This is a genomic window from Pseudomonas sp. E141 (assembly GCF_052659885.1).
In genome coordinates this window covers 716,182-742,036 of the sequence record NZ_CP084024.1, presented here as the reverse complement: position 1 = coordinate 742,036, position 25,855 = coordinate 716,182, and the positions used below count along the sequence as shown (strand labels likewise).

Annotated in this window: 19 protein-coding genes and 1 riboswitch; of the genes, 8 read left to right on the top strand and 11 right to left on the bottom strand. The window is 61.1% G+C overall.

Going from position 1 to position 25,855, the window contains the following annotated elements:
* Positions 1-9: 9 nt before the first annotated feature.
* The 4 genes from GKKCFE_RS03265 to GKKCFE_RS03250 all read right to left on the bottom strand — a co-directional run bounded on the left by GKKCFE_RS03265 (position 10) and on the right by GKKCFE_RS03250 (position 4,838).
* Entirely contained in the window at positions 10-918 is a 909-nt protein-coding gene (locus GKKCFE_RS03265) for an ABC transporter permease (protein WP_047230516.1), read from the bottom strand.
* Entirely contained in the window at positions 918-1,955 is a 1,038-nt protein-coding gene (locus GKKCFE_RS03260; RefSeq protein WP_076386263.1) for an ABC transporter permease, read from the bottom strand. The genes GKKCFE_RS03265 and GKKCFE_RS03260 overlap by 1 nt, the downstream gene beginning before the upstream one ends.
* A gap of 34 nt (positions 1,956-1,989) precedes the next feature.
* The gene (locus GKKCFE_RS03255; protein WP_076386265.1) at positions 1,990-3,612 is read right to left on the bottom strand and encodes an ABC transporter substrate-binding protein; all 1,623 of its coding nucleotides are present in this window, start codon (positions 3,610-3,612) and stop codon (positions 1,990-1,992) included.
* A gap of 71 nt (positions 3,613-3,683) precedes the next feature.
* Positions 3,684-4,838: a mandelate racemase family protein gene (locus tag GKKCFE_RS03250; protein WP_047230519.1), complete on the bottom strand. Its 1,155-nt coding sequence runs from the start codon at positions 4,836-4,838 to the stop codon at positions 3,684-3,686.
* Between the two features lie 1,593 nt (positions 4,839-6,431).
* Here GKKCFE_RS03250 and GKKCFE_RS03245 point away from each other — a divergent pair.
* Positions 6,432-6,596 carry a hypothetical protein gene (locus GKKCFE_RS03245; protein ID WP_445577472.1) on the top strand — a complete coding sequence of 55 codons (165 nt, stop codon included), beginning with the start codon at positions 6,432-6,434 and terminating at the stop codon, positions 6,594-6,596.
* A gap of 107 nt (positions 6,597-6,703) precedes the next feature.
* On the opposite strand, the gene GKKCFE_RS03240 is transcribed toward GKKCFE_RS03245, so the two are convergent.
* Positions 6,704-7,075 carry a PH domain-containing protein gene (locus tag GKKCFE_RS03240; protein WP_047229441.1) on the bottom strand — a complete coding sequence of 124 codons (372 nt, stop codon included), beginning with the start codon at positions 7,073-7,075 and terminating at the stop codon, positions 6,704-6,706.
* A 448-nt stretch (positions 7,076-7,523) separates the two neighbouring features.
* Between GKKCFE_RS03240 and GKKCFE_RS03235 the strand changes: the two genes are divergently transcribed.
* From GKKCFE_RS03235 to GKKCFE_RS03215, 5 genes are all read left to right on the top strand, one after another.
* Positions 7,524-8,519 (top strand): TRAP transporter substrate-binding protein, encoded by a 996-nt coding sequence (locus GKKCFE_RS03235; RefSeq protein WP_288915410.1) that lies wholly within the window; start codon positions 7,524-7,526, stop codon positions 8,517-8,519.
* Between the two features lie 66 nt (positions 8,520-8,585).
* Positions 8,586-9,218, top strand: coding sequence for a TRAP transporter small permease (locus tag GKKCFE_RS03230; RefSeq protein ID WP_288915409.1), 633 nt, complete (start codon positions 8,586-8,588; stop codon positions 9,216-9,218).
* Positions 9,215-10,498: a C4-dicarboxylate TRAP transporter large permease protein DctM gene (dctM, locus tag GKKCFE_RS03225; RefSeq protein WP_139051127.1), complete on the top strand. Its 1,284-nt coding sequence runs from the start codon at positions 9,215-9,217 to the stop codon at positions 10,496-10,498. Before GKKCFE_RS03230 ends, dctM begins: the two co-directional genes overlap by 4 nt.
* Before the next feature lie 108 nt (positions 10,499-10,606).
* Complete coding sequence (locus tag GKKCFE_RS03220) at positions 10,607-11,602, top strand: TRAP transporter substrate-binding protein (RefSeq protein ID WP_047229437.1); 996 nt, start codon at positions 10,607-10,609, stop codon at positions 11,600-11,602.
* Positions 11,603-11,749: 147 nt separating this feature from the next.
* Complete coding sequence (locus GKKCFE_RS03215) at positions 11,750-13,657, top strand: alkaline phosphatase D family protein (RefSeq protein WP_160893506.1); 1,908 nt, start codon at positions 11,750-11,752, stop codon at positions 13,655-13,657.
* Positions 13,658-13,804: 147 nt separating this feature from the next.
* Here GKKCFE_RS03215 and GKKCFE_RS03210 read toward each other — a convergent pair whose 3' ends face one another.
* From GKKCFE_RS03210 to GKKCFE_RS03185, 6 genes are all read right to left on the bottom strand, one after another.
* Positions 13,805-14,305: a methylated-DNA--[protein]-cysteine S-methyltransferase gene (locus tag GKKCFE_RS03210; protein ID WP_339489832.1), complete on the bottom strand. Its 501-nt coding sequence runs from the start codon at positions 14,303-14,305 to the stop codon at positions 13,805-13,807.
* A gap of 47 nt (positions 14,306-14,352) precedes the next feature.
* On the bottom strand, positions 14,353-17,082 hold the full coding sequence (locus GKKCFE_RS03205) for a LuxR C-terminal-related transcriptional regulator (RefSeq protein ID WP_316912623.1): 2,730 nt from the start codon (positions 17,080-17,082) through the stop codon (positions 14,353-14,355).
* Positions 17,083-17,409: 327 nt separating this feature from the next.
* Positions 17,410-18,774 carry a DUF1329 domain-containing protein gene (locus tag GKKCFE_RS03200; protein WP_047229433.1) on the bottom strand — a complete coding sequence of 455 codons (1,365 nt, stop codon included), beginning with the start codon at positions 18,772-18,774 and terminating at the stop codon, positions 17,410-17,412.
* Positions 18,775-18,799: 25 nt separating this feature from the next.
* The gene (locus GKKCFE_RS03195; protein WP_139051131.1) at positions 18,800-20,665 is read right to left on the bottom strand and encodes a DUF1302 domain-containing protein; all 1,866 of its coding nucleotides are present in this window, start codon (positions 20,663-20,665) and stop codon (positions 18,800-18,802) included.
* Between the two features lie 335 nt (positions 20,666-21,000).
* On the bottom strand, positions 21,001-22,683 hold the full coding sequence (locus tag GKKCFE_RS03190) for a fatty acid--CoA ligase (RefSeq protein ID WP_139051132.1): 1,683 nt from the start codon (positions 22,681-22,683) through the stop codon (positions 21,001-21,003).
* Positions 22,684-22,836: 153 nt separating this feature from the next.
* Complete coding sequence (locus tag GKKCFE_RS03185) at positions 22,837-23,466, bottom strand: LysE family translocator (protein WP_076386279.1); 630 nt, start codon at positions 23,464-23,466, stop codon at positions 22,837-22,839.
* A 140-nt stretch (positions 23,467-23,606) separates the two neighbouring features.
* Between GKKCFE_RS03185 and GKKCFE_RS03180 the strand changes: the two genes are divergently transcribed.
* On the top strand, positions 23,607-24,572 hold the full coding sequence (locus GKKCFE_RS03180) for a 2-hydroxyacid dehydrogenase (RefSeq protein WP_047229429.1): 966 nt from the start codon (positions 23,607-23,609) through the stop codon (positions 24,570-24,572).
* 33 nt (positions 24,573-24,605) lie between these two features.
* Entirely contained in the window at positions 24,606-25,604 is a 999-nt protein-coding gene (locus tag GKKCFE_RS03175; RefSeq protein ID WP_139051135.1) for a class I SAM-dependent methyltransferase, read from the top strand.
* A 50-nt stretch (positions 25,605-25,654) separates the two neighbouring features.
* Positions 25,655-25,777: riboswitch (yybP-ykoY riboswitch) on the top strand.
* Positions 25,778-25,855 lie beyond the last annotated feature (78 nt).

The window sequence follows — 25,855 nt, the reverse complement described above, 5'->3', positions numbered from 1 at the left end:
GGCTGCTCCTCAGGATTGGCTACGTGGGTCAAGGACGTCGCGCAAACCGTCGCCCAACAGGTTGAAGGCCAGGCTGACCAGCATGATCGCCGCACCGGGCGCCGCCACCAGCCACCAGCTTTCGAGCATGTAGCGCCGTCCGGTCGAGATCATAGCGCCCCATTCCGGCAACGGTGCCTGGGCGCCGAGGCCGAGAAAGCCCAGGGCGGCGGCGGTGAGAATGATGCTCGCCATGTTCATGGTCAGGCGGATGATCACCGAGGACAGGCACATCGGAATGATGTGGCGCAGGATGACCCGGGTACTCGACGCGCCTTGAAGCTGCACCGCCACGACGAAGTCAGCGTTGCGCAGCGGCAGGGTTTCAGCGCGAGCGAGTCGGGCAATCGGCGGCCAGGCGGTCAGTGCGATGGCGATCACCGCATGCTCAAGGCCCGGGCCGAGGGCAGCGATGAACGCCAGCGCCAGGACCAGGCTGGGAAACGAGATGAAGATGTCGGTGATGCGCATGAACAGGCTGTCGACCCAACCGCCGAAGTAACCGGACACCGTGCCCACCAGCAAGCCGATTGGCCCGACAATCACGGTCACCAGCAAAACGATGTACAGGGTGATGCGCGAGCCGTAAACCAAGCGGGCGAAGACATCGCGACCGTATTCGTCAGTGCCGAACCAGTGGACGCTGCTGGGTGCTTGCAACGCCCCGGCAAGGTTCTGCAACAGCGGATCGTGACCGGCAATCCATGGCGCGAAAACCGCGACCAGCATCAGGGTCGAGACGACGATCAGGCCGGCAAAGGTCATCGGGTTGCGCAGCAGGAAACGCAGCAGGCGCAAGGCACTGACGGCCATCGCTGCCGTACTTGAAGATGGCAGCGCGGCACTGCCGGCTGCGCTGGAAGCAAGAGGCAGGTTCATTAGCGAGTCCTCGGGTCGAAGATCTTGTACAGCGCGTCGCTGATCAGGTTCAGCGTCACGAAGATGAGGCCGATCAGCAGGACACAGGCCATCACCGCGTTCATGTCGCCAAGCAAAAGGCTGCTGGTCAGGTACTGACCGAAGCCCGGCCAGGCAAATACGGTTTCGATCAGCACCGCGCCTTCCAACAGCCCGCCGTAGGCCAGCGCAACGATGGTCAACAGCTGCACGCGGATGTTGCCGAAGGCATGGCCCCAGACAATGCGCCGCTGGGACAAACCCTTGACCCGGGCGGTGATGATGTATTCCTGGGACAGCTGCTCGAGCATGAAGCTGCGGGTCATGCGGCTGATGTAAGCCACCGAGTTGAAACTGAGGATCACCGCCGGCAGCAGGATGTGGCGCAACGCGCTGCGAAAGGCCTCCCAGTCGCCGGACCAGGCGGTGTCGATCAACAGCAGCCCGGTGTGTTTGGGGATCAGCCCATCGTAGGCCAGGCCGATGCGCCCGACGCCACCGGCCCAACCCAGCCAGGCGTAGAACACTAGGAAGGCCATCATGCCGATCCAGAAAATCGGCGTGGAGTAACCGAACAGCGTGATCAGCCGCGCGATATGGTCCCCGGCACGCCCCTGATGTGTCGCCGCGTAGACGCCCAGCGGCAAGCCCGCCAACACGCCGAACAGAATGGCCAGGGTGGCCAGTTCCAAGGTGGCCGGGAAGACCCGGGCGATGTCGGTGATGACCGGGTTGCCTGTCAGCAAGGCCATGCCGAAGTCACCGTGCAGCAGATCCCCGAGGTAGATCGCGAACTGCGTCCACAACGGTTTATCCAGGCCCAGCTCTTGGTGCACCTGGGCATAGGCCGAGGTGTCAGCGTCCGGGCCGACAATGGCCAGCACCGGGTCCAGGGGCATGACCCGTCCGATGAAAAAGGTCAGTAGCAGCAGCCCCAGCAGCGTCACCGCCACCGACCCGCTGCGCCGGGACGCCGAAGCGACCCGGGATGTCCAGATTGAAAAGGATGCAGTCGACATGTTCATTCCTGCCTTGGCCCTGCGGCCGTCGATTTCAGCGCTGCTTGTAAACGTCCCGAAGACGTGTGGTGGCGGCGGTATGGCCGATGTAGTTGCGCACGTCAGCGTGGATCACCACTTCGTCGACCATCTGTGAAACCGGCATGATTGCTCCGGCCTGCTGGTCGTAGAGGGTCTGGATCTGCGCGTACATTTCCCGCTGGCGCGCGGAGTCTTGCTCGCGCTCGGCCTGCTCGATCAACTGATTGAGCTGCGGGTTGAAGAACGAGGTGCGCCAGCCCTGGAAGTTGCTCAGCTTGGCTTCGGTGCGGTTGTCCGGGTTGTAGACCAGGGCCCGCAGGCTTGAATGCGGATGACGCTCCGCCCCGCCCCCACCACGACCGACGAGGATGTCGAACTGGCGGTCGCGCATTGCACCGTAAATCTGATTTCCCGTGCCGGTGATGATCGTGGCCTGGATACCTGCCTGGGCCAGCGTCGCTTGCAGGCTGGTGGCGATGTTGATGAACGGCGGATCGGTCAGCGAGCGGATGCTCACCTTGAAGCCTTCGGCGTGCCCCGCCGCCGCCAGCAGACGCTTCGCCTCGGCCACATCCAGGCGATAGCCAGGATCTTCCAGGCGTGCCGGCAGCCCCAGTTGCATCGGCCGCTGATTGATCACCCCGTAGTGCGGCATCACCACATCGTTGATGCCCTGGTAGTCGATCAGCAGGCGGATGGCTTGGCGCACGCGGATGTCCTGGAACAGCGGCTGTTGCATGCTCATCGCCACGTAATACAGCGTGCCACGGGCGATGCTCTGGATGCGTACCTCATCGACCTTGCCCAGCGCCTTGATGTCAGTGGCCGCCATGCCTCGGGCGACGTCCAGGTCACCGCGCTCGACCATCAGGCGCAAGGCCTGGGACTCGGTCATGTTGCGCATGATCACCCGGCGCAACTTCGCGGGGCCGCGCCAATAGTCGTCATGACGACTCATCAGAATCACGTCGTTGGCGCGCCAGATGTCGAGCTTGAAGGCACCGGAGCCGGCTGTGTGGGTCGCCAGCCACGCGGCGCCCTGATCGTCACCGACCTGATGTTGCAAAGCGACCGAGCGATCAATGATGAAGGCGCTGGGAGAGGTCGCCAGAGTGTTAAGCACCAGCATCGGGTCGGTGCTGCGCGGCAGGTCCATGACAAAGGTATGCGGCCCTTCGGCGCGCATCAGTTTGCTGACGTTGTCGGCGGTGAAACCGTAGGCTTTCCAGGTCGAAGCCAGGGCGCGGTTGAGGGTGACCACCCGTTGTAGCGACCAGGCGACGTCTTGCGCGGTGAGCGGTGCGCCGGAGTGAAAACGCACGTCATCGCGCAACTGGAAGGTCAGGCGCATGCGGTCGGGGCTGACCTCCCAGGTTTTCGCCAGGGCCGGGATCAGCGTGTCCGGTTGCGCCGCGTCCTGCTCCAGGAGCATGTCATAAACGTTGGCGTTAACCTCGGCGACCTCCAGGCCGGTTGCCGCGGCGGGGTCCAGGGACAGCAGGTTTATCATGCTCATGCCCACCACCAATTGGTCGGCGGGCGTTTCGCCTTGAGCCAGGCTGACGGGCACCTGCACTGTGCACAGGGCCACGGTGACACACAGCAGCCTGGTCAGGCGCTTGGGCCAGAGTTTCATGGTTCAGTCCTTTCTTATATTTATAAAGACTTGTCGTCCGGGCAGCTATCGGCCGCGGACGTGGTGCGCGATCAATGTCGAGACAAGGTATTGGCCTCGATATACGCGAAGTTGATGTCCTCGCCCAACCCAGGCCGATCAGACAGGTGCACAAAACCGTCGGCGTCCATCGGGTCGACGATGCTATTGAGGTGCGCAGGGACTTCTTCGTAGTCGAGGAAGGGATGCAACAGGCCGCGCTCGTACCAGCGGCAATTGCTGATTGCACCGACTACAGCCAGGTTCGCCGCGCCATTGCCGTGGACTTCACAGTCCATGCCGAACGACTCGGCCAGGTGCGCCACCTTCAGGCACGGCCCGATCCCCCCGACCCCGGCCACGCCCGCGCGCAGGATGTCACAGGACTTATGGGTGACCCAACTGGCGCGGCTGTGGAACTTGCCGGCGATGCTTTCCGGGCCCAGTACCGGGATGTCCAGATTGGCCGCCAGCCAGGCATAGGACTCAGCGGAATCTTCCATCATCGGTTCTTCGAACCAGGCGAAATTGAGTTGCTCGAGCGCCCTGCCAATGGTCAGCGCGTCCATGCGGCTGTACCAGTGGTAGCCGTCGAGCATCAGCGCGATGTCCGGACCGACTGCCTCACGCACGGCGGCGCAGGCTTGAATGTCCATCTGCGGATTCGGGGCGAAGGAAATCGGCGGCATCCAGGTGTGCAACTTGATGGCCTTGTAGCCGCGCTGGACCAGTTTTTCGGCGAACTGGCCGTACTCGTCCGGCGTGGACAAGCCCCCCGGCAGATCATCGCCACACATCGTCGAACCGTACGCCGGCACTTTGTCGCGATAGCCGCCAATCAGCTTGTGTACCGGCAACTTGAGCTTGCGCCCGGCCAGGTCCCACAGCGCTTGTTCCACCAGCGCCAACGCGCGGTCGGTGAACTGCCCGGCGCTGCCGCGCTGCCAGTGCGCCAAGTCTTGCCAGATGCTTTCGCGGTCCATTGGGTCCCGGCCGATCAGCACCTTGCGCACAAAGGACTCGATGATGTGCGGACGAACCAACTCAGGCGGACCGAAGGCATAGCCCTCGCTGCCGTCATCGCAGCCAATTCGCAGCAAGGCCATCTTGATCAGAACCTCCTCGCCCGGATGAGCGTGGCCGGCGCTGTCTTGAGCGCGGCGCGAAGGGGTGGAAAAGACTTCGACGTGAACGCCTGTGATTCTCATAAGGGGAAGAACACCATGTATTGTGATTTTTATTTGTATGTCGTCATACAACGTAGCTGATTATTCGGACGTTTCCGTCAGACTGTCAACCGGTAAATCACACAAAAACCAACAGATGATGGGGTCTCCATAGCGAAGAGGTTATTTCTCACATCATAAAAAACAGAAGTCGTCATACCACAGCGTTACCAGGTAGGACTTGGAAAGACCGGAACACCGGCGATCAAAACTGTGGGAACGAGCTTGCTCGCGATAGCGGTCTGTCTGAACCGGTGATGTTGGATGGGCCGCCGTCATCGCGAGCAAGCTCGCTCCCACAGGGGATCTGTGGCGGGCACAAAATTCGTGAACACCGTCAATCAAAACTGTGGGAGCGAGCTTGCTCGCGATGGCGGTCTGCCTGAACCGGTGATGTTGAATGTGCCGCCGTCTTCGCGAGCAGGCTCGCTCCCACAGGGGATGTGGGGCGGGCACAAAATTCGTGAACACCACCAATCAAAACTGTGTGAGCGAGCTTGCTCGCGATAGGGGTCTGTCTGAACCGGTGATGTTGGATGGGCCGCCGTCATCGCGAGCAAGCTCGCTCCCACAGGGGTTCTGTGGCGGGCACAAAATTCGTGAACACCACCAATCAAAACTGTGGGAGCGAGCCTGCTCGCGATAGCGGTCTGCCTGAAACGGTGATGTTGAATGTGCCGCCGTCATCGCGAGCAAGCTCGCTCCCACAGGGGATCTGTGGCGGGCATAGAATCTGTGAACACCGCGATCAAAACTGTGGGAGCGAGCTTGCTCGCGATAGGGGTCTGTCTGAACCGGTGATGTTGGATGGGCCGCCGTCATCGCGAGCAGGCTCGCTCCCACAGGGGATGTGTGGCGGGCACAAAATTCGTGAACACCACCAATCAAAACTGTGGGAGCGAGCTTGCTCGCGATGGCGGTCTGCCTGAAACGGTGATGTTGGATGGGTCGCCGTCATCGCGAGCAGGCTCGCTCCCACAGGGGATCTGTGGCGGGCACAAAATTCGTGAACACACCGATCAAAACTGTGGGAGCGAGCTTGCTCGCGATAGGGGTCTGTCTGAAGCGGTGATGTTGGATGGACCGCCGTCTTCGCGAGCAAGCTCGCTCCCACAGGGGATGTGTTGCGAGCACAAAATTCGTGAACACACCGATCAAAACTGTGGGAGCGAGCCTGCTCGCGATAGCGGTCTGCCTGAAACGGTGATGTTGGATGGGCCGCCGTCATCGCGAGCAGGCTCGCCCCCACAGGGGATGTGTGGCGGGCTTTCGCTTATAGCGTTCCAATACAAAATCCGTATTCACTTACTTCCATCAGGTCTTGGCTACTGTCAGATATGACAGTGGTCCTCACTGCGGCTCACTTCTAACCTGATCCAGCCTCGCAAGTACGCGAAGCCAATCTTCGATGACCCGCAAGGAGTTCATGATGAACACAAGATACTGTCCCACTAAACCGACCCTGCTGGCTCTTTCCCTATTATTGAGCGGCATGACTTTTCAAGCTTTCGCGGCAGGACGCGAGCCTTGCAGTGCGGACAAGGTCGCGCAAGCCAAGGATTTGAAACCAGGGGGATGGGTGAAACGGCTCTGTCCGAAGAAGAGTACGTAACGCAACTGAACCTGGAAGCGGTCAGGGTCACCGGAGTAGTCATGACCAAGGACTTGAGAAGTGATCGTCTCACTGTGGTTACCGACAGCTCCAGCAGCAAAATAGTGACCGACATGTACTGCAAATGAACGGTCCCGAAGGACTCGCCACATGCCCCCTCATTGAAGTGGCATGTGGCTGTCACCCTGCGCCACTTCACCCCCCGAGTTTCCGTATTCACTCAGGGTCACTGACATCAGGCCAAAAGATGCCTGGAGATCAGCTTCGATATTTCGACGATGCCTGTCTTGCCGGTGAATTCGAACTTCACCTTGCCCAGGGATGAAAAGTAAATCTCCAGTTCCGAATCCAGGTCGAAGGTGCCGGAGGTTTCTACCGAGTAGGCCACGATGTTTTTATAAGGCAGAGAGGTGAAGTCTTTTTTGCTGCCGGTGATGCCTTGCACGTTCACTGCGATGATGCGTTTGTTGGTGAAGACTACGCCGTCGCGCATGGACTTATAGGCGTCGATGACCTGTTCGCCATCCAGCAGCAGGGCTGTTACGCGTTCGGCGTACTCATCGTTCTGCTTGAGCTTGAAGAAGCCTTTGTTGTTGAAGTCGATCATCGGTAAATCCTTGTGGGGTTGAAAAGCGTTCCAGACTTCCTGGGCCCATACAGAGAAGGGCGTGGGGATTCTGGCTCAGCCCCGGATGACGTCACAAGACTACGGCGGCCCCCATTCTCCTGCTCATCGGCCTAGCGCCTCCGACACCAGGCGCGAGGCAAGCGAACAGGCCAGTAGCCATTATTTCGCTTTTATGGTTTCCTGACCCCCGTTACGGTTGCAGGCTGAAACCTTTCGCCCTGTTTCGGTCCCGATGGTTGTCGCCCCAGCCCTGGAAGGCTCTAACGCACCCTTTTGAGGCGTTAGCCAATACTCGCGATTTTTCCCGCACTGACCGTCACAATCCCCCGGCAAACTGTTTTTCTGCCTAGACTTGCAACTGTCCGCCGTGCGCTGTGTTTTGAATGAGCCCGCACGATAAATACAAAAACAAAGAGGAAACCCCACAATGTTCAAACCTATCTGGAAAGCGCTCGCCTGTACGCTGGCACTCAGTGCGTTGAGCACGGCCATGGCGGCGGATCCTGTCGTCATCAAGTTCTCCCACGTAGTAGCCGAACAAACGCCCAAGGGCCAGGGCGCACTGATGTTCAAGAAGCTCGTGGAAGAGCGTCTGCCAGGCAAAGTGAAGGTCGAGGTGTACCCCAACTCCTCGCTGTTCGGCGATGGCAAGGAAATGGAAGCCCTGCTGCTGGGCGACGTGCAGATGATTGCGCCGTCGCTGGCCAAGTTCGAGCACTACACCAAGTCCGTGCAGTTGTTCGACCTGCCGTTTCTGTTCGATGACATCTCCGCCGTGGACCGCTTCCAGTTGAGCCCTGAAGGCCAGAAGCTGCTCAAGTCCATGGAAAGCAAGAACATCACCGGCCTGGCCTATTGGCACAACGGCATGAAGCAGTTGTCGGCGAACAAGCCACTGCGTGAACCCAAGGATGCCCGTGGCCTGAAGTTCCGCGTGCAGGCCTCGGCCGTGCTGGAAGAGCAGTTCAAGGCGGTGAACGCCAACCCGCGCAAAATGAGTTTCGCCGAGGTGTATCAAGGCCTGCAGACTGGCGTGGTCAACGGTGCGGAAAACCCGTACTCGAACATCTACAGCCAGAAAATGCATGAAGTACAGAAGTACATCACCGAGTCCAACCACGGTGTACTCGACTACATGCTGATCACCAACACCAAGTTCTGGAACGGCCTGCAACCTGACATCCGTACCGAGCTGGACAAGATTCTGGTTGAAGTCACTGCCCACGTGAACAACGAGGCGGCGCAACTGAACCAGAAAGACAAGCAGCGCATCCTGGACGCCAAGACCACCGAAATCATCACCCTCACGCCTGAAGAGCGCGGCGAGTGGCGCGACAAGATGAAGCCGGTGTGGAAGAAGTTTGAAGGTGACATCGGTGCTGATCTGATCAAAGCCGCCGAAGCCTCCAACAAGGCTCAGTAATGGGTTGGCCGGTGCTGCCGCCCTGGCAGCGCCGGCCTGTCGTCCCCCCTGCAGGAGATGTCATCCATGAACGCCCTTCGGCGCATCTGGGAACACTTCGAGGAAGGTTTCATTGCCTTTCTTCTGGCCGCCATGACGCTGGTTACTTTCGTCTACGTGGTGCTCAACAACCTCTACACCGTTTTTTATAGCCTCGGCGACAACTGGCCAGCCGCCAGCGAGCCGGCGTTCGCCATTGGTGACGGCATCATGGGCATGGCCCAGGCGATGACCTGGAGCACCTCGCTGACCAAGGCTCTGTTTGGCTGGCTGATCTTTTTCGGGTTGTCCTACGGCGTGCGCACGGCCGGGCATATCGGCGTGGATGCGCTGGTGAAACTGGCGAGCAAACCGGTACAACGCTTTATCGGCGTGATCGCTTGCCTGTGCTGCCTGACTTACGCCGGGCTGCTGGCCGTCGCCAGTTACGAGTGGATCAATACCCTGATGATCGCGCAGATCGGCGCAGAGGACCTGGGCCACTTCGGCATCATGCAATGGCACATCGGCCTGATCGTGCCGGTGGGTTTTGCGTTGGTGTTTATCCGTTTCGCGGAAATTCTCGTGCGCATCCTGATGAATCGTCAGACCGGCCTGGGCCTGGCCGATGAAGCGGCCGAAGCCATCAAATTGACTGAACACGAGGAAGACAAGCCATGACCATTGCCTTCCTGTTCGTGGCGCTGTTCGTGCTGATGTTTATCGGCGTGCCCATCGCCATTTCGTTGGGGCTGGCCGGTTCGCTGACCATCATTTTCTTCAGCCCGGACTCCGTGCGCTCCCTGGCGATCAAGCTGTTCGAAACCTCTGAGCACTACACACTGCTGGCGATTCCGTTCTTCCTGCTGGCCGGTGCGTTCATGACCACCGGTGGCGTGGCGCGACGCCTGATCGACTTTGCCAACGCCTGCGTCGGGCATATCCGTGGCGGTCTGGCGATTGCGGCGGTACTGGCGTGCATGCTGTTTGCCGCGTTGTCGGGTTCAAGCCCTGCGACGGTGGCGGCGGTCGGTTCCATCGCCATTGCCGGTATGGTGCGCTCGGGTTATCCACAGGCGTTCGGCGCCGGCATCGTCTGCAACGCCGGCACCTTGGGCATCCTGATTCCGCCGTCGATCGTGATGGTGGTGTACGCCGCCGCGACCGAAACCTCGGTGGGCAAGCTGTTCATGGCCGGGGTGATTCCGGGCCTGCTGCTGGGGTTGTCGTTGATGGTGGCGATCTACGTCGTTGCTGTGAAGAAAAACCTGCCGGCCCTGCCTCGGGCGACGTTTCGTGAATGGCTGTCCACGGCGCGCAAGGCCCTCTGGGGTCTGCTGCTGATGGTGATCATCCTCGGCGGGATTTATTCCGGGATGTTCACACCCACCGAAGCGGCGGCTGTGGCAGCGGTGTATTCAGCCTTCATCGCACTGTTCGTCTACAAGGACCTCACGTTCCGTGAGACGCCCAAGGTGCTGCTCGAATCGGCCAAGCTGAGCATCATGCTGATGTTCATCATCGCCAACGCCATGCTCTTCGCCCATGTGCTGACCACCGAGCAACTGCCGCAGCAAATCACCGCCTGGGTGATCGAGGCCGGGCTGACGCCGGTGACCTTCCTGCTGGTGGTGAACATCGTGCTGTTGATTGCCGGTGCGTTCATGGAGCCTTCGGCGATCATCCTGATCCTGGCGCCGATTCTGTTCCCTATCGCCATGCAACTGGGCATCGACCCGATCCACCTGGGCATCATCATGGTGGTGAACCTGGAGATCGGCCTGATCACGCCTCCGGTGGGGCTGAACCTGTTCGTCACCTCGGCGGTGACCGGCATGTCGCTGCCCGCCACCATCCGCGCAGCCATGCCATGGCTGATGATCCTGCTGGCGTTCCTGATGCTGATTACCTATGTGCCATGGATCTCGCTGGCCTTGCCGAACTGGTTGGGGATGAACTAGCCCCGACTCAAGACAGGCGCAGCGGCGAGGGCATTTGTTCCCTCGCCACTGCGCTGTCGGGCTAAGCCTGCGTGTCGCACCGTCGACCAATAAAAGGGAAGCCTCACCATGCTAAAACCTCTTTGCAAAGCGCTCGTCTGTACCTTGAGTTTCAGCCTGCTGGGCTCAGCCATGGCGGCTGAACCGATCGTGATCAAGTTTTCCCATGTCGTGGCCGAGCAAACGCCCAAGGGCCAGGGCGCGTTGATGTTCAAGAAACTGGCGGATGAACGATTGCCAGGCCGGGTGAAGGTCGAGGTGTATCCCAACTCCACGTTGTTTGGCGATGACAAGGAGATGGAAGCGCTGCTGCTGGGTGACGTGCAGATCATTGCGCGCTCGCTGGCCAAGTTCGATCAGTACACCCGATCCGTGCAGTTGTTCGACTTGCCGTTTCTGTTCAACGACATTGCCGCGGTGGACCGCTTCCAGCAGAGCGCGGAAGGCCAGAAACTGCTCAAGTCCATGGAAAGCAAGAACGTCACTGGCCTGGCCTATTGGCACAACGGCATGAAGCAGTTGTCGGCCAACAAACCACTGCGTGTACCCGAGGATGCCCGTGGCTTGAAGTTCCGGGTGCAGAGTTCGGCCGTGCTGGAAGAACAATTCAAGGCCGTGAGCGCCATCCCCCAACCGATGATTTTCTCTGTGGTATACCAGGGCCTGCGCACCGGTTTGGTCAACGGCACGGAAAACACCTACTCAAACTTCTACAACCAGAAACAGCATCAAGTGCAGAAGTACATCACCGAATCCAACCACGGCATTCTCGACTACATGCTGATCGCCTCGTCCGACTTCTGGAACGGCCTGCCGCCGGATATCCGTACCGAACTGGACAAGATCGTGGTCGAGGCCACCGCCTATGCAAACAGTGAGGCGGACCGACTGAACCAGCAGGACAAGCAGTTCATCCTCGACGCCGGGACCACCGAGATCATCAGCCTCACCCCCCAGCAGCGCAACGCCTGGCGCGAGAAGATGAAACCGGTGTGGGCAAAGTTTGAAAAAGAGATTGGGCCGGATCTGATTAAAGCCGCTGAAGCTTCCAATCAGGCGCAGTGAGGCAGCAAAGCCCAGTGCAGCCTGTGGCGAGAGAGCTTGCTCCCTCGCCACAAGAGCTGGAGCACGTCGCCTTTTCACCGAGTCCCAGTTCTCCAGCGCATTGCGTTATGATCCCCGCCTCCATCGGAGCCAGAGCTTTACCCGCGAATGTTGCCGTCCTCATCTGACATCTCCCCTGCCCTGCCCCCTGTCCTGGTCGGCCCGCTGCTGCGGCGACTGGAGCCCACACGGCTGGTGATGTGGCTGGTGGGTACACGCCCCCTCACGTTGACGCTGCGTGTGGCCGGTGTGGGCGATCTCACCCTGGATGCCCCGCGCTGCACCGTAGTGCCGGTGGGGCAGCAGGCTTTTGTGCACCTGATCGATGTACGACTCGACACCGCCCTGCCCCAGGACGTGGTGATTGACTACGACCTGCTGGTGGACGGCGCGCCCATTGCCGAATGGGCGCCCCATCTGTTGTATGGCCAGGCGCAGTGCCCGAACTTCGTCCTGCATTCGCGTATCGATCAACTGGTCCATGGTTCCTGCCGCAAACCCCACTATCCGACCCACGACGGCTTGCTCTGCGTCGACCGGCTGTTGGCACAAGCCCCACAGCAGCGTCCGGCGTTGTTGATGATGAGCGGCGATCAGGTCTATGCCGATGACGTCGCCGGGCCCATGCTGCGGGCGATTCATGCGTTGATCGAGCGGCTGGGGCTGTTCGAGGAATGCCTGGACGGCGCGGTGGTTGAAGACAGCGCCAAGCTCTATGAACACCCGGCCAGCTACTACCACCGCGCCGATTTATTACCGGCGCTGGAAAGCAATGAAACCCTGCGCGAGCGTTTTTTCGGCGGGGCCCGCAAGCCAATATTCACCAGCAGCAGCGCCGACAATCATCTGGTGACCTTCGCTGAAGTGATGGCGATGTATTTGCTGGTGTGGTCACCCGTGCCGTGGACCCTGATCGACCCGCAACCGCCGGAACTGACCGCCGAGCGGCGCCAGCGCTATGCGCTGGAACAGCAGCGCATCGAGGGTTTCAAGACCGGTCTTGGGGGCGCGGCGCGGGTGTTTGCACACCTGTCGTGCCTGATGATTTTCGACGATCACGACATCACCGATGACTGGAATCTATCCGCGCAGTGGGAAGAAACGGCCTACGGCCACCCGTTCTCCAAGCGCATCATCGGCAACGCACTGATCGCCTACATGCTCTGCCAGGGCTGGGGCAACAACCCCGACGCGTTTGATGAGGTGATCCAGCAAACCCTGGCCCTGAGCGACACCGCCCGGGACCGCTACCTGGACAGCGGCCCACAGGACAAACTGATCGACACGCTGCTGGGTTTCCAGCAATGGCACTACGTGTTGCCCACCACCCCGGCCCTGGTGGTGCTCGACACCCGCACCCGCCGCTGGCGCAGCGAGCGCAACCTCAAGCAGCCTTCGGGACTGCTCGATTGGGAAGCCCTGAGCGAACTTCAGCAGGAACTGCTGGATCATCCCTCGGCGATCATCGTTTCACCGGCGCCGATCTTCGGTGTCAAGCTGATCGAAACCGTGCAACGGGTGTTCAGTTGGTGCGGTTATCCACTGCTGGTGGACGCGGAAAACTGGATGGCCCATCGCGGCGCGGCGCAAGTGATCCTGAACATTTTCCGGCACTCGCGCACGCCCGGTAATTACGTGGTGCTGTCCGGGGATGTGCATTATTCCTTCGTCTATGAGGTGCTGATCCCACACCGTAAGGGCGGTCCGCGCATCTGGCAGATCACCAGCAGCGGCATCAAGAATGAGTTCCCGCCGGCGCTGCTGGAATGGTTCGATCGTCTGAACCGTTGGCTCTACTCTCCCCGCTCGCCCCTGAACTGGTTCACCAAGCGTCGCAGCATGCGCATCATTCCTCACACCCCCGAACACGCCGAGGCGGGAGAGCGGTTGTGGAACTCGGCGGGGATCGGGCAGGTGTTCTTCAATGAACAGGGGCAGCCGACGCAGATATTCCAGCACAACGCCAACGGCCAACCGCCGACGCGCATGCTGGCGCCGCAAGAGCCTTCGGCCTGAACCGAGTGAGTCCTGTGTGGGAGCGAGCCTGCTCGCGATAGCGCAGGCCCATCCAACATCCATGCAAGCTGACCTTCCGCGATCGCGAGCAGGCTCGCTCCCACAAGGGATTTGCAGTGTTATGGGTTTGCGGCCAAATGAAATAACTCAAAACACCAACTGCAGCGTCTGCTGACCTTCCAGGCTCAGCAGGAACTGTTTGGCCGCAAGGCCGCCCGCAAAGCCGGTAAGGCTGCCGGAGGTGCCGATGACGCGGTGGCAGGGGGCGATGATGGAGATGGGGTTGCGGCCGTTGGCGGCGCCTACCGCCCGCACCGCCGTGGGCTGGCCGATCTGGATGGCGATGTCGCGGTAGCTGCGGGTTTCACCGAACGGAATGGTCAGCAGCGCCTGCCAGACCCGGACTTGGAAGTCGGTGCCGGCAAAGTCCAGCGCCAGGTCGAAACGGCGGCGCTGGCCGGCGAAATACTCCATGAGCTGGCGCTCGGTTTCCTTGAGGATCGGATGCTGGCTGTCCTCTTCCAAAGGCCCCAGGCGCACGCGGTTGAGACGCTCGTTTTCCCAGAGGATGGCCGCCAGTTTTGTATCCCGGGCGACGAGGATCAGTTGGCCTACGGGGGATGGGATGGTTTTGTACAGGGGTAACATCAAGCATTCCTTATCGCTGACCAACTGCTTGGCACAAGTAACCAGTCCTAGCCCAACAACCCCAGCACCTTCGCCCGCGCCACGGCCTGGGTGCGGCGCTCCACGCCGAGTTTGCTGTTGATGTGGCTGGCGTGGGTCTTGACCGTGTGCAGCGAGATGAACAGCTGCTCACTGATTTCCTGGTTCGAACAGCCTTGGGCAATCAATTGCAGCACCGCCCGCTCGCGGCTGCTGAGGGTTTCGACGGGGGCCGGTGAATCAGCAGCCACCGTCGACGGCAAGCGCTCAAGCAGGTTCTGGCGCAAGGGGCTGGGGGGTGCGCGCAACAATTGCTCGCGCAGCCACTCCCGATGTTCGCCCAGCAACCATTCGAACGGCTGCAGCACACCGCCAGCGGCGGCTTCGAGGGCTTGGGCCAGGGTACTGCGGGCTTCGGGTTCGCGGCCGACGCTCAGCAGCAAGGCGACCTTCTGGTTGAGCGCCATCACACTGAGCATCTGCCGGCCGGTTTGCTGGCCGTGTTCAAGCAAGGCATTGAGCCGTCCTTCGGCCAACATGGGCTGGCCGCGGATGGACTCCAGCACCGCCTGTTGCAGTTCGACGTGCAGCGGCAGTTGCGGGTGGAATTCCGGCGGCGCGGCGGCCCGCTCACCGGTGTAGGTCTGCCCCAGCCGCGCCAGCCAGGCTTCGGCCAGGTCCGTACGCCCCTGGGCCAGCCAGAGTTCGCATTTGACCAGGGTGATCATCGCCAGGTAATAAATCGGCGGAACGTCCCAGATATGCATCAGGCGCTCGGCTTCGGCCAGTTCGGCAAAGGCCCGGGCGAATTCACGAGCGTGGCCTTCAACCCGCGCGATCACGCAGTGGCCGATCAACACGCTGATGTCGCGGCACGCCCGCGCTTCGGTAAGACCGGCCTGCAACCGCGCCAAGCCGGCCTGGGGCTGCATGCGCAAGGTCAGCAGGAACCCCTCGTACAGAATCAATCGCGCCCGCACGGCATACAGCCGTTGCGGCGAGAGTGCGTGCAGGCGTTGCAGGCCCTGGCGCACTTCATCGAGCGCCCGCAAGATCTCCCCTCGCGCTTGCAACACCCGGGCGCGGTCGTAATGGGCCAGGGCCTCGAACAACGGGTTACCGACGCGCTGCGCCAGCTCCAGGGAGTCACGGTTCAAGGCCCGGGCGCGCCACAGGTCACCGTCGGCAATCGCCAGGTTCGACAGCGTGGACAGGCACATCAGACGTTGGCCATAGCGCTTTTGCGGCAGGCTCTCCAGGGCTTCGGTGCAGTAACGCACAGTGGCCTCGCGATCCCCACGGCCACGGGCAATGATCCCGCTCAGGGCCAGCCATTGGGCAAGCATGGATTTTTGCGCAGTGGCCGAAGGCGCCGGCAGGAACCGGCTCAGGTGGGCGGCCAGTTCTTCAGCGGCGTCCAACTGGCAGGCCAGCCCCAGCGCCCAGCTGTACAGCACGATCAAGCGCGGTGTGCTGATGAGCAGGCTGTCGGGCAAGTCCATTTTCCAGCGCAGCAACATGCCGACGTTCTGCTCGGCCAGCAATTGCTCCTCCGAGAGGTTCTGCACCAGGTTCGCCGCCACATCCAGGTGCCCGGCCCGCAGCGCCTGCTCCACGGCCTCGTCGATCAAGCCCTGGGCATTGAACCAGCGGCAGGCCCGCAGGTGCAGGGTCGCAGCCGGCACCATGGCCGGCGCACTGGGACGGCTGCGCAGCAAATCGGAAAACAGATGGTGGTAACGGTACCAGTGGCCATGCTCGTCCAGCGGCACCAGGAACACCTGGTGCGCCGCCAGATACTCCAGGATTTCGGCGCTGTCATGGGCTTCGCGCACGGCATCACACAGTTCGCTGCAGAAACGTTCCTGGGACGCGGTGTCGTAGAGAAACGCCTGCACTTCGGCGGGCAGACAGTCGATGACTTCCTCAAGCAGGTAATCGCGAATCAGCCCTTCGCCGCCATGCAGAGCCTGGGGCATGCGGCCCTCAGTCCCGGCCTCGGAAGCGGCCAGCAACCAGAAACGCAGCCCGGCCACCCAGCCTTCGCTGCGCTGGATCAGGCTCTCCAGGGCTTCCCCGCGCAACGAACTGCTGTGGTGCTGCAGCAGGGTCAGGGCTTCTTCATGGGTCAGGCGCAAGTCCTGTTCGTTCAGTTCGAGCAATTGGCGTGACAGACGCAGGCGCGCCAGATGCCAGTCCGGGCGCTGCCGACTGGTGACCAGCACCAGCAAACCTTCGGGCAGGTGATTAAGGAAAAATTGCAGGCAACGGTCCAGCACCGGGCTTTGGGCCAGGTGGTAGTCGTCGAGCACCAGCAGCAAGGGTGTATCCGGCGACAGATGCGCGGACAGTTCATCCAGCAGGCCGTCGAGCCATTCTTCGAAGGCGAAAGGTTGGTGGCGCTGGCGCATTTTCAGCAGCCCCAACGCCCGACCTCCCAACTGCGGGAAGAACGCCTGGAGCCCTTCGAGCAGCCGCTCCAGAAAGCGTCCCGGGTCGTTGTCCCGGGCACTGAGCCCCAGCCAGAGGCTTTGCCAGTGGGCCGGCAGGCTCTGGCAGAACTCCACCGCCAGTGAGCTTTTGCCGAACCCCGCCGGGGCGCTCACCAACAGCAACCGACCTCCAAGCCCCGCACTCAAGCGCTCGCACAACCGCGGCCGCACGACATGGCCGTCAGGCAAGGGCGGGCGGTAGAAGCGCCCGTCCTGGACCGCGACGGCGGTGCGGGCAGAACCCGGGAGTGAAGACAGATCAGTCATGGCCGGCTCTTGTTGAAATGCGGGTGGCGGCGTTGCAGATGTCCGCAGACTAGCGGTAAACGAGGAGGTATTGAAGGGAGTTGCTACAAATGGCTACAAAAAGGCTACAAGCCGACCGATTCGAAAAACTCAGGCAGCCACCGCTCTTGTGGCGAGGGAGTTTTGATCATTCCCACGCAGGAGCGAGGGAATGCTAGAGCTTTTTGGGGCGGCTTCGCAGCCCAGCGGGGATAAATCCCCTCGCCACAGGGGAGTTGTGTTGGGCAAAAAAAAAGCCCCGAACCAGTCGGGGCGTTTTTTCGAGGATGCGGCCTCGGGTGAAGCTGTTTAGCGGATACCCTCCTGGCGCAATGCGTTGGGAGTAAACTCGGCGGTGCTGGCGGTGAAGCCGAAGTCGTAGGCCGATTTCTCTTCGTTCTTCATGCCCAGCGCCAGATAGCGGCCGGACTGCAGGTCGTAGAGGGTTTCCAGGGCGTACCACGGCACTTGCTTGTCGTAGTAGTTCTCGGCATGGGCCTCGGCAACGCGCCACAGTTGGCCACGACCGTCGTAATGGTCGATCACCGCGGCTTGCCAGGTGTCTTCGTCGATGTAGAAGTCACGCTTGGCGTAGATGTGGCGTTGGCCTTCCTTCAGGGTCGCGGTCACATGCCAGACCCGACGCAGCTCGTAGCGAGCCAGGTCCTGGTTGATATGGCCGGCCTTGATGATGTCGGCGTACTTGAGCTGAGGCGAATCGATCTTGTAGCTGTTGGAAGCAATGTACAGTTCTTTCTTGCCCACCAGTTTCCAGTCGTAGCGATCCGGCGCACCGTTGTACATGTCCAGGTTGTCGGAGGTACGCAGGCCGTCGGCAGCGGTGCCCGGGCCGTCATAGGAGACCTGTGGCGCACGGCGCACACGGCGCTGGCCGGCGTTGTAGACCCACGCAGAACGCGGTTCCTTCACCTGGTCGAGGGTTTCGTGCACCAGCAGCACACCACCGGCCAGACGCGCCGGCGCGGTGACTTGCTGCTTGAAGTAGAACAGGATGTTGCCAGGGTTGGCCGGATCGAAATCCTTCATCTTGTCGCGGAACACGAACTGGTCCCTGAAGTACACCAGGCTGTAGGAGCCGTTGGGCTGCGGCGTGGCCTGGGTCACCAGGCGGGTCACGCTGCCGCCGCGATAGCGGGTGATGTGGTTCCAGATCACTTCCACACCGCTCTGGGGAATCGGGAACGGCACAGCCGTCTCGAAGTTCTCCAGACCGTTACCGCCGGACACCAGCTTGGTGTTCACCGCGTTTTTCTTGATGGAGGCATACACGTCATCCGGCACGGTGGCGCCGCGATGGGATGGGTAGACCGGCATCTTGAAGGATTCCGGGTAACGCTTGAACATCGCGTACTGGCCCGGCGCGAGCTTGTCTTTGTACTGGTCGACGTTCTGCGCAGTGATGGTGAACAGCGGCTTTTCACTGGCGTACGGGTCGGAAAGGAAGCCCTTGCTGTCTACGCTGCCGGCGTTCTTGGCCATGGGTTTCCAGGCCGGGATCGAACCGTCGGCATTGCCGGCCATTTCGGCGCCCATCGGCGTCAGGCTTTTGCCCAGTTTGTCGGCTTCGGCGGCAGGCACCGCCGCCATGACGCTGGCGGCCAGCAGGGATAGCCCCAAAACACCGACCTGCAACAGACTCTTTGTTATTTTCATAGTGTGTCGTCCTGAAATACTGTGCTTAGAAGGTCACGCCGACGCTGAGCGCCAGGAAATCGCGATCGTCCACGGTGCTGAAGTCGCCACCAAAGAAGTTGGTGTAGGCCAGGCTCGCGTTGTAGGTGTTCTGGTACTCGGCATCCAGTCCGAGGCTGACGGCTTTGCGGCCTTCTTCAAAGTTGGCGCCCGGGCCTGGCGAGTAGCCTTTGACGTCATGGGACCAGGCCACGTTGGGCTTGAGGTTCACGCCGGCGAACACATCCGGATACTCCCAGATGGCGCGGGCACGGTAGCCCCAGGAAGTGGAGGTGGTGAAGCCGTCGTTGTTGCAGTTGCTGTTCACATCGGCACTGGTCTGGCCACCACCGGCCGCAGTCGAGCCATTGAGCACGTTACAGAAACCGTTGGGCAGTTCTCCCGGGCCAAACACCGGGTCACGGCCATAACGAGCGTCGGATTTGCTTTCCAGGCCGCCCACGTAGGTCACGCCGACTTCGCCCACCAGGGTCAGACGGCTGGCGCCCATGACCTGATCCAGGAAGTGGGTGAACGTGGTCTGGAACTGAGTGATTTCCTTACGGTTATAGCCATGCAGGTCCTGACCCGGCGAGCCAGGGAGGATCGAAGCATTGCCAAGACCGGGAAGCGGGGTCACACCGGCGAAAAGAATGTCCGTGGTGCTCAGTTGCACCGGGGCGTTCGGACGATAGCTCAGTTCACCGCTCCACGCCGTACCGGTAGGCAAGGTGGTGGAGAAACTCAAACCGTAGAGACGGATATCTTCAGGGTACTCGATGAAATAGTTCGAGTTACCCGCCACCAGCAGAGGCGACAGCGCGGCGAACGCAGGCGGCAGTCCTGCTGCCAGGTCAAAGACGGACTGTGGAGCACCGGTGGCACTGAAAATCGGCGCACGGCTGTGGTAGTTCATGAAGTAGGCACCAAACTCGGTGTCCAGCGGCTCGAACATGTACTTGAACGACACGCCCCACTGGCCACTGTCGCGAGCATCACGATCCGGACCGCGACGCACCAGCACGCCTTCTTCGTTGACGTTGACGCCAAGCGCCTCCGCTGGGCCCAGGGCGGCGGCCGGGAGCGTAGAGCGTTTGTTCAGCACTCGCAGGTTGTCGCTGCAACCATCGGCAACCACGTCCGGCTGCGAGAAGAACGTGCCGCAGTTATCGACGACCGTCTGGTCCCACTCCAACTGGTAGAACGCCTCGGCCGACAGGTTGTCGGTCAGGCTCTGGGACACATAGAACATGTTGACCGGAATCAGGCCTTCCTTGATCTCGGCACCAGGACGACGGAACGCCGACACGTCGACCGGGTTGATCGAGTTGATCCCGCCCTGGATGAAGGTGCTTTCACCCCAGCTGACCACCTGTTTACCCAGGCGAACCGAACCTGGCTGATCGCCAATGGCGTAGTTGTGGTAGATGAAGGCATCGAGGATCTGCCCGCCGGACGACTTGGCGCCTTCCTTGCGGTTGCTGTCGCTGATGTCCTTGTACAGGCGATGTTCGTCCTTGAGTTCGAAGTCGTACCAGTACTTGCCGCGCACAAACACGCCGGTATCGCCGTACTTGAGTTCCAGGTCGTGGATACCCTTGAAGATCTTCGAAAAGGTTTCCCCGCGCTTGAAGTTCAGGTGACCGTCGTCGGAGGTCTGGGACAGGCCCTTGCCGCCGTTGTTGACGCCGATCAGGTCCCTGTTGGCCTTGGCCGTGGACCAGCTTGCGCCGACCGACAGGGACGAGTCGAACTGGCCCTCGATTTCACCGATGTTGAAACTGACGCCGAATGCTGGCCCGGCGAGCGAAGAGGCGAGACTGACCGCCAGAGGCAGTTTTGCCCGGCGCCAGAACGTGTTTGCTGAGGTCATCGACGCTACTCCATGTGCTTTTATTTTTATGGCAGTCAGTATTTTCCAAGAACACTTTCAACGGCTGGGAATGGCAACGTTCCACCCCGTTCAAAGTCGCATCGCCCGTTTAGTGCGTGCGCCCCGTTCTTGAAAATCCTTAAACGGACTATAGCCAGCAGGTAGTACGGCTTGATCCCTCTAAAGTGTGATTTGCAGCCCGCGACCACTCTGGAACAGTCCTTTCGCCAGGCCGACAGATGTCGGCACGGCAAGGATGGCTGAAATTTTCGGTTTGACAAGGCAAGCGCTTGCTTGGTGGGGCTGCCGTGCCCTTTTGGACACGGCAAAAACGTTTAAAGCGTCGACAGGAAGGTGCTGTTATTGCTCTGCCATTCGGTGACGTCGATGCGGATACGCTTCTTGTCGAGCTTGCCGACGCTGGTCTTGGGAATTTCCGTAACAAGGGCGATCTGGCTCGGGATCGCCCACTTGCTCAGGTGCCCCAATTCGACGAACGGCTTGAGATGTTCCTTGAGCTCGCGAGCCCCGATCTGATGCCCTTCGCGGATGACCAGCAAGGCAAATGGGCGCTCGCCCCACTGCGGATCGGGAATCCCCACCACTGCTACTTCGCGTACCGCGACGTGACGGCTGATGAGGTCTTCCAGGTCCAGGGACGAGATCCATTCACCGCCAGTCTTGATCACGTCCTTGATGCGGTCGCGAATATCGATCACGCCCATGCTGTCCAGCGTGGCGACATCGCCGGTGTGCAGCCAGCCGCCGGCCCAGAGCTCGGCGCCCTTCTGCGGCTCGTTGAAATAACCCTCGGTGAGCCACGGTGCGCGCAGCACCAGCTCGCCCTGGGTCTCGCCGTCAGCGGGCAGGAAATGCCCCTCGGCGTCGACAATCGCCGCTTCCACCAATGGCCCTGGTACGCCGGCCTTGATCCGGTAGGTGATGCGTTCGTCTTCGCTGCCGGCCATCAATTCGTCGTTGAGGTGGGCGCAGGACACCAGCGGGCCGGTTTCCGACATGCCATAGGCGGCGGTGAGCTGGATGCCCCTGGCCTTGGCCGCTTCATACAGGCTGCGGTTCAGCGCGCTGCCGCCGATGACGATTTTCCAGCCAGCGAAATCGGTGTCCTGGGCGCCCTTGGCATTGAGGACCATTTGCAGGATGGTCGGCACGCAGTGGGAAAAGGTGACTTTCTCCTTGCGCCACAACTGGACCAGGAATTCGGGGTCATAACGACCGGGGTAGACCTGCTTGAGCCCGAGCATGGTCGCCACGTACGGCAGGCCCCAGGCATGGACATGGAACATCGGCGTAATCGGCATGTACACGTCGTTGGTACCCAGCAACCGCACACTGTCAATGGCGCCCATGATGGTCGACACGCCCATGGTGTGCAGCACCAGTTGCCGATGGGTGAAATACACGCCCTTGGGGTTGCCGGTGGTGCCGGTGGTATAGAACGTGGTGGCGACCGAGTTTTCGTCGAAGTCCTGGAAATCGTAGGCGGGGCTGGCAGCGGCGAGCAGTTGTTCGTATTCGCCCACCAGGTTCGGCAGGTCGGCGGTTTTTTCAGGCAGGTCGGTCAGCAGGAGGGTTTTTTCTACGGTTGTCAGGTGTCCGGCAATCGCCTGGTACAAACCGACGAACTCGCTGTTGACCAGCACGAAGCGGTCTTCAGCGTGATTCATGGTGTAGAGGATCTGTTCCGGTGACAGGCGCACGTTGATGGTGTGGATCACCGCGCCGATCATCGGGATCGCAAACATGCACTCCAGATAACGATGGCTGTCCCAGTCCATCACCGCCACGGTATCCCCGGCCTTGACCCCGGCCTCGGTCAGCACATTGGCCAGCCGCGCGACGCGTTCGATCAGGGTCGGATAGCTGTAGCGAAACTGGTCGCGGTAAATGATCTCGCGGGTTTTCTCGTAACGCGCACCGGACATCAGCAGCCGCTTGATCAGCAGCGGGTATTGATAAGCGCCTTCGGCTGGAGGAATAACGCGAGTCTGCAACATAAGAGTCCCTTTTCTGACTGCACGGTCTTGGCTGGAAGTAAGCACTGTAGAGCGCCGGTACGCGGATCAAATCAGCCAAAGGAATGATTTGATCCGCCCGCAAATACTAGCCTTGAGCCATATACCGTCACCTGCAGTCAGGAGTCGGGGCGATCAACGCATCTCGGTAAACGCCAATTTGACGCCAATGGCAACGAGTACCGCGCCCATGGTCCGGTCGAACCAGTGGCCCATGCGGGCAAACCCGGCGCGCACTCGCTGTTGGCTGAACAGCATGGCCACCAGACAGAACCACACTGCCGTCGCCGCCGCCAGGTACACGCCGTAACCGGCCTGGATTGCCAGGGGGGTATGAGGGTTGATGACCACGGTGAACAGCGACAGGAAAAACAGCGTCGCCTTGGGGTTCAGGCCGTTGGTGACGAAGCCCGAGGTGAAAGCGCCACGGGCGGTACGTTGGCCGGCCTCTTTGTGCAGGTTGTCCGCCGTCGGCTTGACCGGTTGCGCCCGCAACGCCTTGAAGCCGATGTACAGCAGGTAGGCGGCGGCGGCCCATTTCAGCGCGTTGAACAGCACGATCGATTGCGACACGATCAGGCCAATGCCCAGCAGCGAATACCCCACATGCAGGAAAATCGCCGTGCCCACGCCCAGCGCAGTCCAGGTTCCGGCGCGGCGACCATGGGTCACGCTCTCGCGCACCACCACGGCAAAATCCGGCCCGGGGCTGGCCACGGCCAACAGGTGGATCAGGGCGACGGTGAGGAATTCGGTGAGGTACATGGGGACTCCTTGGCTAGCTCAATCTCAAGACAAACATCAACTGTGAGTGAGGGGCTGTGTGGGAGCAAAGCTTGCTCCCACAGACATCTGATAGGCTCGCCACATTACGCCTTCGATTCCTGCGATAAAAGGTACAGCTGATGACGAACAACGGCCGCGCAGTTTTCCTCGATCACCCGTCCCTGGACCTCGGCGATCTGGACCTGGGACCACTGCGCAACTGCTTCAGTGAACTGCAACTGTTCGCCCGCACGAGCCGGGATGAAGTGAGCGAGCGGCTCAAGGGCGCCACGGTGGCGATCACCAACAAGGTCGTGATCGATGCGACCGCCATGGCCGCCAACCCCGAGCTGAAGCTGATCCTGATCAGCGCCACCGGCACCAATAACGTCGACCTGGACGCCGCGCGCCAACACGGCATAACAGTGTGCAACTGTCAGGGCTACGGCACGCCGTCGGTGGCCCAGCACACGATCATGCTGCTCTTGAATCTGGCGACGCGCCTGGGTGATTACCAAAAAGCAGTCGGCGCAGGTCGGTGGCAGCAGGCTTCGCAGTTTTGCCTGCTGGACTATCCCATTGTCGAACTGGAAGGCAAAACCCTCGGGCTGTTGGGTCATGGTGAACTGGGCAGCGCCGTCGGACGACTGGCCGAGGCCTTTGGCATGCGCGTGCTGTTGGGGCAGATCCCCGGACGCCCTGCTCGTCCCGACCGCTTGCCTCTGGATCAACTGTTGCCGCAGATCGATGCCCTGACCTTGCACTGTCCTCTCAACGAACACACGCGCAACTTCATCGGCGCCCGGCAACTGGCGCAGCTCAAACCCGGCGCCTTTGTGCTCAACACCGCCCGCGGCGGCCTGATCGACGAACAGGCCCTGGCCGATGCCTTGCGCAGCGGCCATTTGGGCGGCGCGGCCACCGATGTACTGAGCGTGGAGCCACCGACCCAGGGCAATCCGCTGCTGGCCGCCGACATTCCGCGGTTGATCGTCACGCCCCATAACGCCTGGGGCAGCCGCGAGGCGCGGCAACGGATCGTTGGCCAACTGACGGAAAACGCCCAAGGTTTTTTCAGCGGTACAGCGCTACGAGTCGTCAGTTGATAAACTGCCGCACTTTTTTTCAAGGAGCAGACCATGGATCCGCGCAGTGAAGTACTGCTTCGTCAGGCCGAGTTGTTTCAGGGTTCGGTCCTGCTGGCCGGCCTGCCCGCCGACGATCTGCTCGGCCGCTTGCCCCAAGCCCACGGCTGGTGCTGGCACGCCGGTGATCAGGCCGCGCTGGATGCCCGCTTCCCCGAGCGCAGCCACTTTGGCGTGAACGTGCCGGCCCGTGAGTTCGAGACCGCCGTGGTGTTCCTGCCCAAGGCCAAGGACCTGACCGACTACATCCTCAACGCCGTGGCCTCGCGCCTGGCCGGTCGCGAGGTGTATCTGGTGGGGGAAAAGCGCAGCGGCATCGAAGGCGCGTCCAAGCAGCTCAATGCCTTCGGCAAGCCGCGCAAGCTCGACAGCGCGCGCCATTGTCAGCTATGGCAGGTCACCGTGGCCGACGTCCCCGAGGCCAAGCCTTTGGAAAGCCTCGCCCAGACCTACGAGCTGCCCCTGGCCGAAGGCGCACTGAAGGTCATCAGCCTGCCGGGGGTGTTCAGCCACGGTCGCCTGGATCGCGGCAGTGCGCTGTTGCTGGAACACCTGGATAAACTGCCCAGCGGCCACCTGCTGGACTTCGGTTGTGGCGCCGGGGTGCTGGGGGCAGTGGTCAAGCGTCGCTATCCGCACAACACCGTCACGCTGCTGGACGTGGATGCGTTCGCTGCCGCCAGCAGCCGCCTGACCCTGGCCGCCAATGGTCTGGAGGCCGAGGTGCTGACCGGCGACGGTATCGACGCCGCGCCCATGGGATTAAGCGCGATTCTGAGCAACCCGCCGTTCCATGTCGGCGTGCACACCGACTATCACGCCACGGAAAATCTGCTGCGAAAAGCAGCGAAACATCTGAAAAATGGCGGCGAACTGCGCTTGGTGGCGAACAGTTTCCTCAAGTATCAGCCACTGATCGAAGAGCATCTGGGCGTGTGCGCGATCAAGGCCGAAGGCCAGGGTTTTCGCATCTACCGGGCCAAGCGCGGCTGAAGCAAATTTAAGAAACAGCACTTGCCCAATCGGATTTGCCTAGGCAGAATCCGCTCCGTCCTAGGGGAGTAGTCTCCCGCGAGCGCCATGCTCGCCCGGCATACGTCAACATACTTGGTCAGCAGACCATGGCGTATGCGGCCCAAGCGTCCACGCAGATGGTCGCTGGGTTTGACAAGACCTATGACACGCACACCTTACCCGGGGCGGGAAGGCTGTACGTGTCATAGCCGTGTCGACCCGCCCCTCTA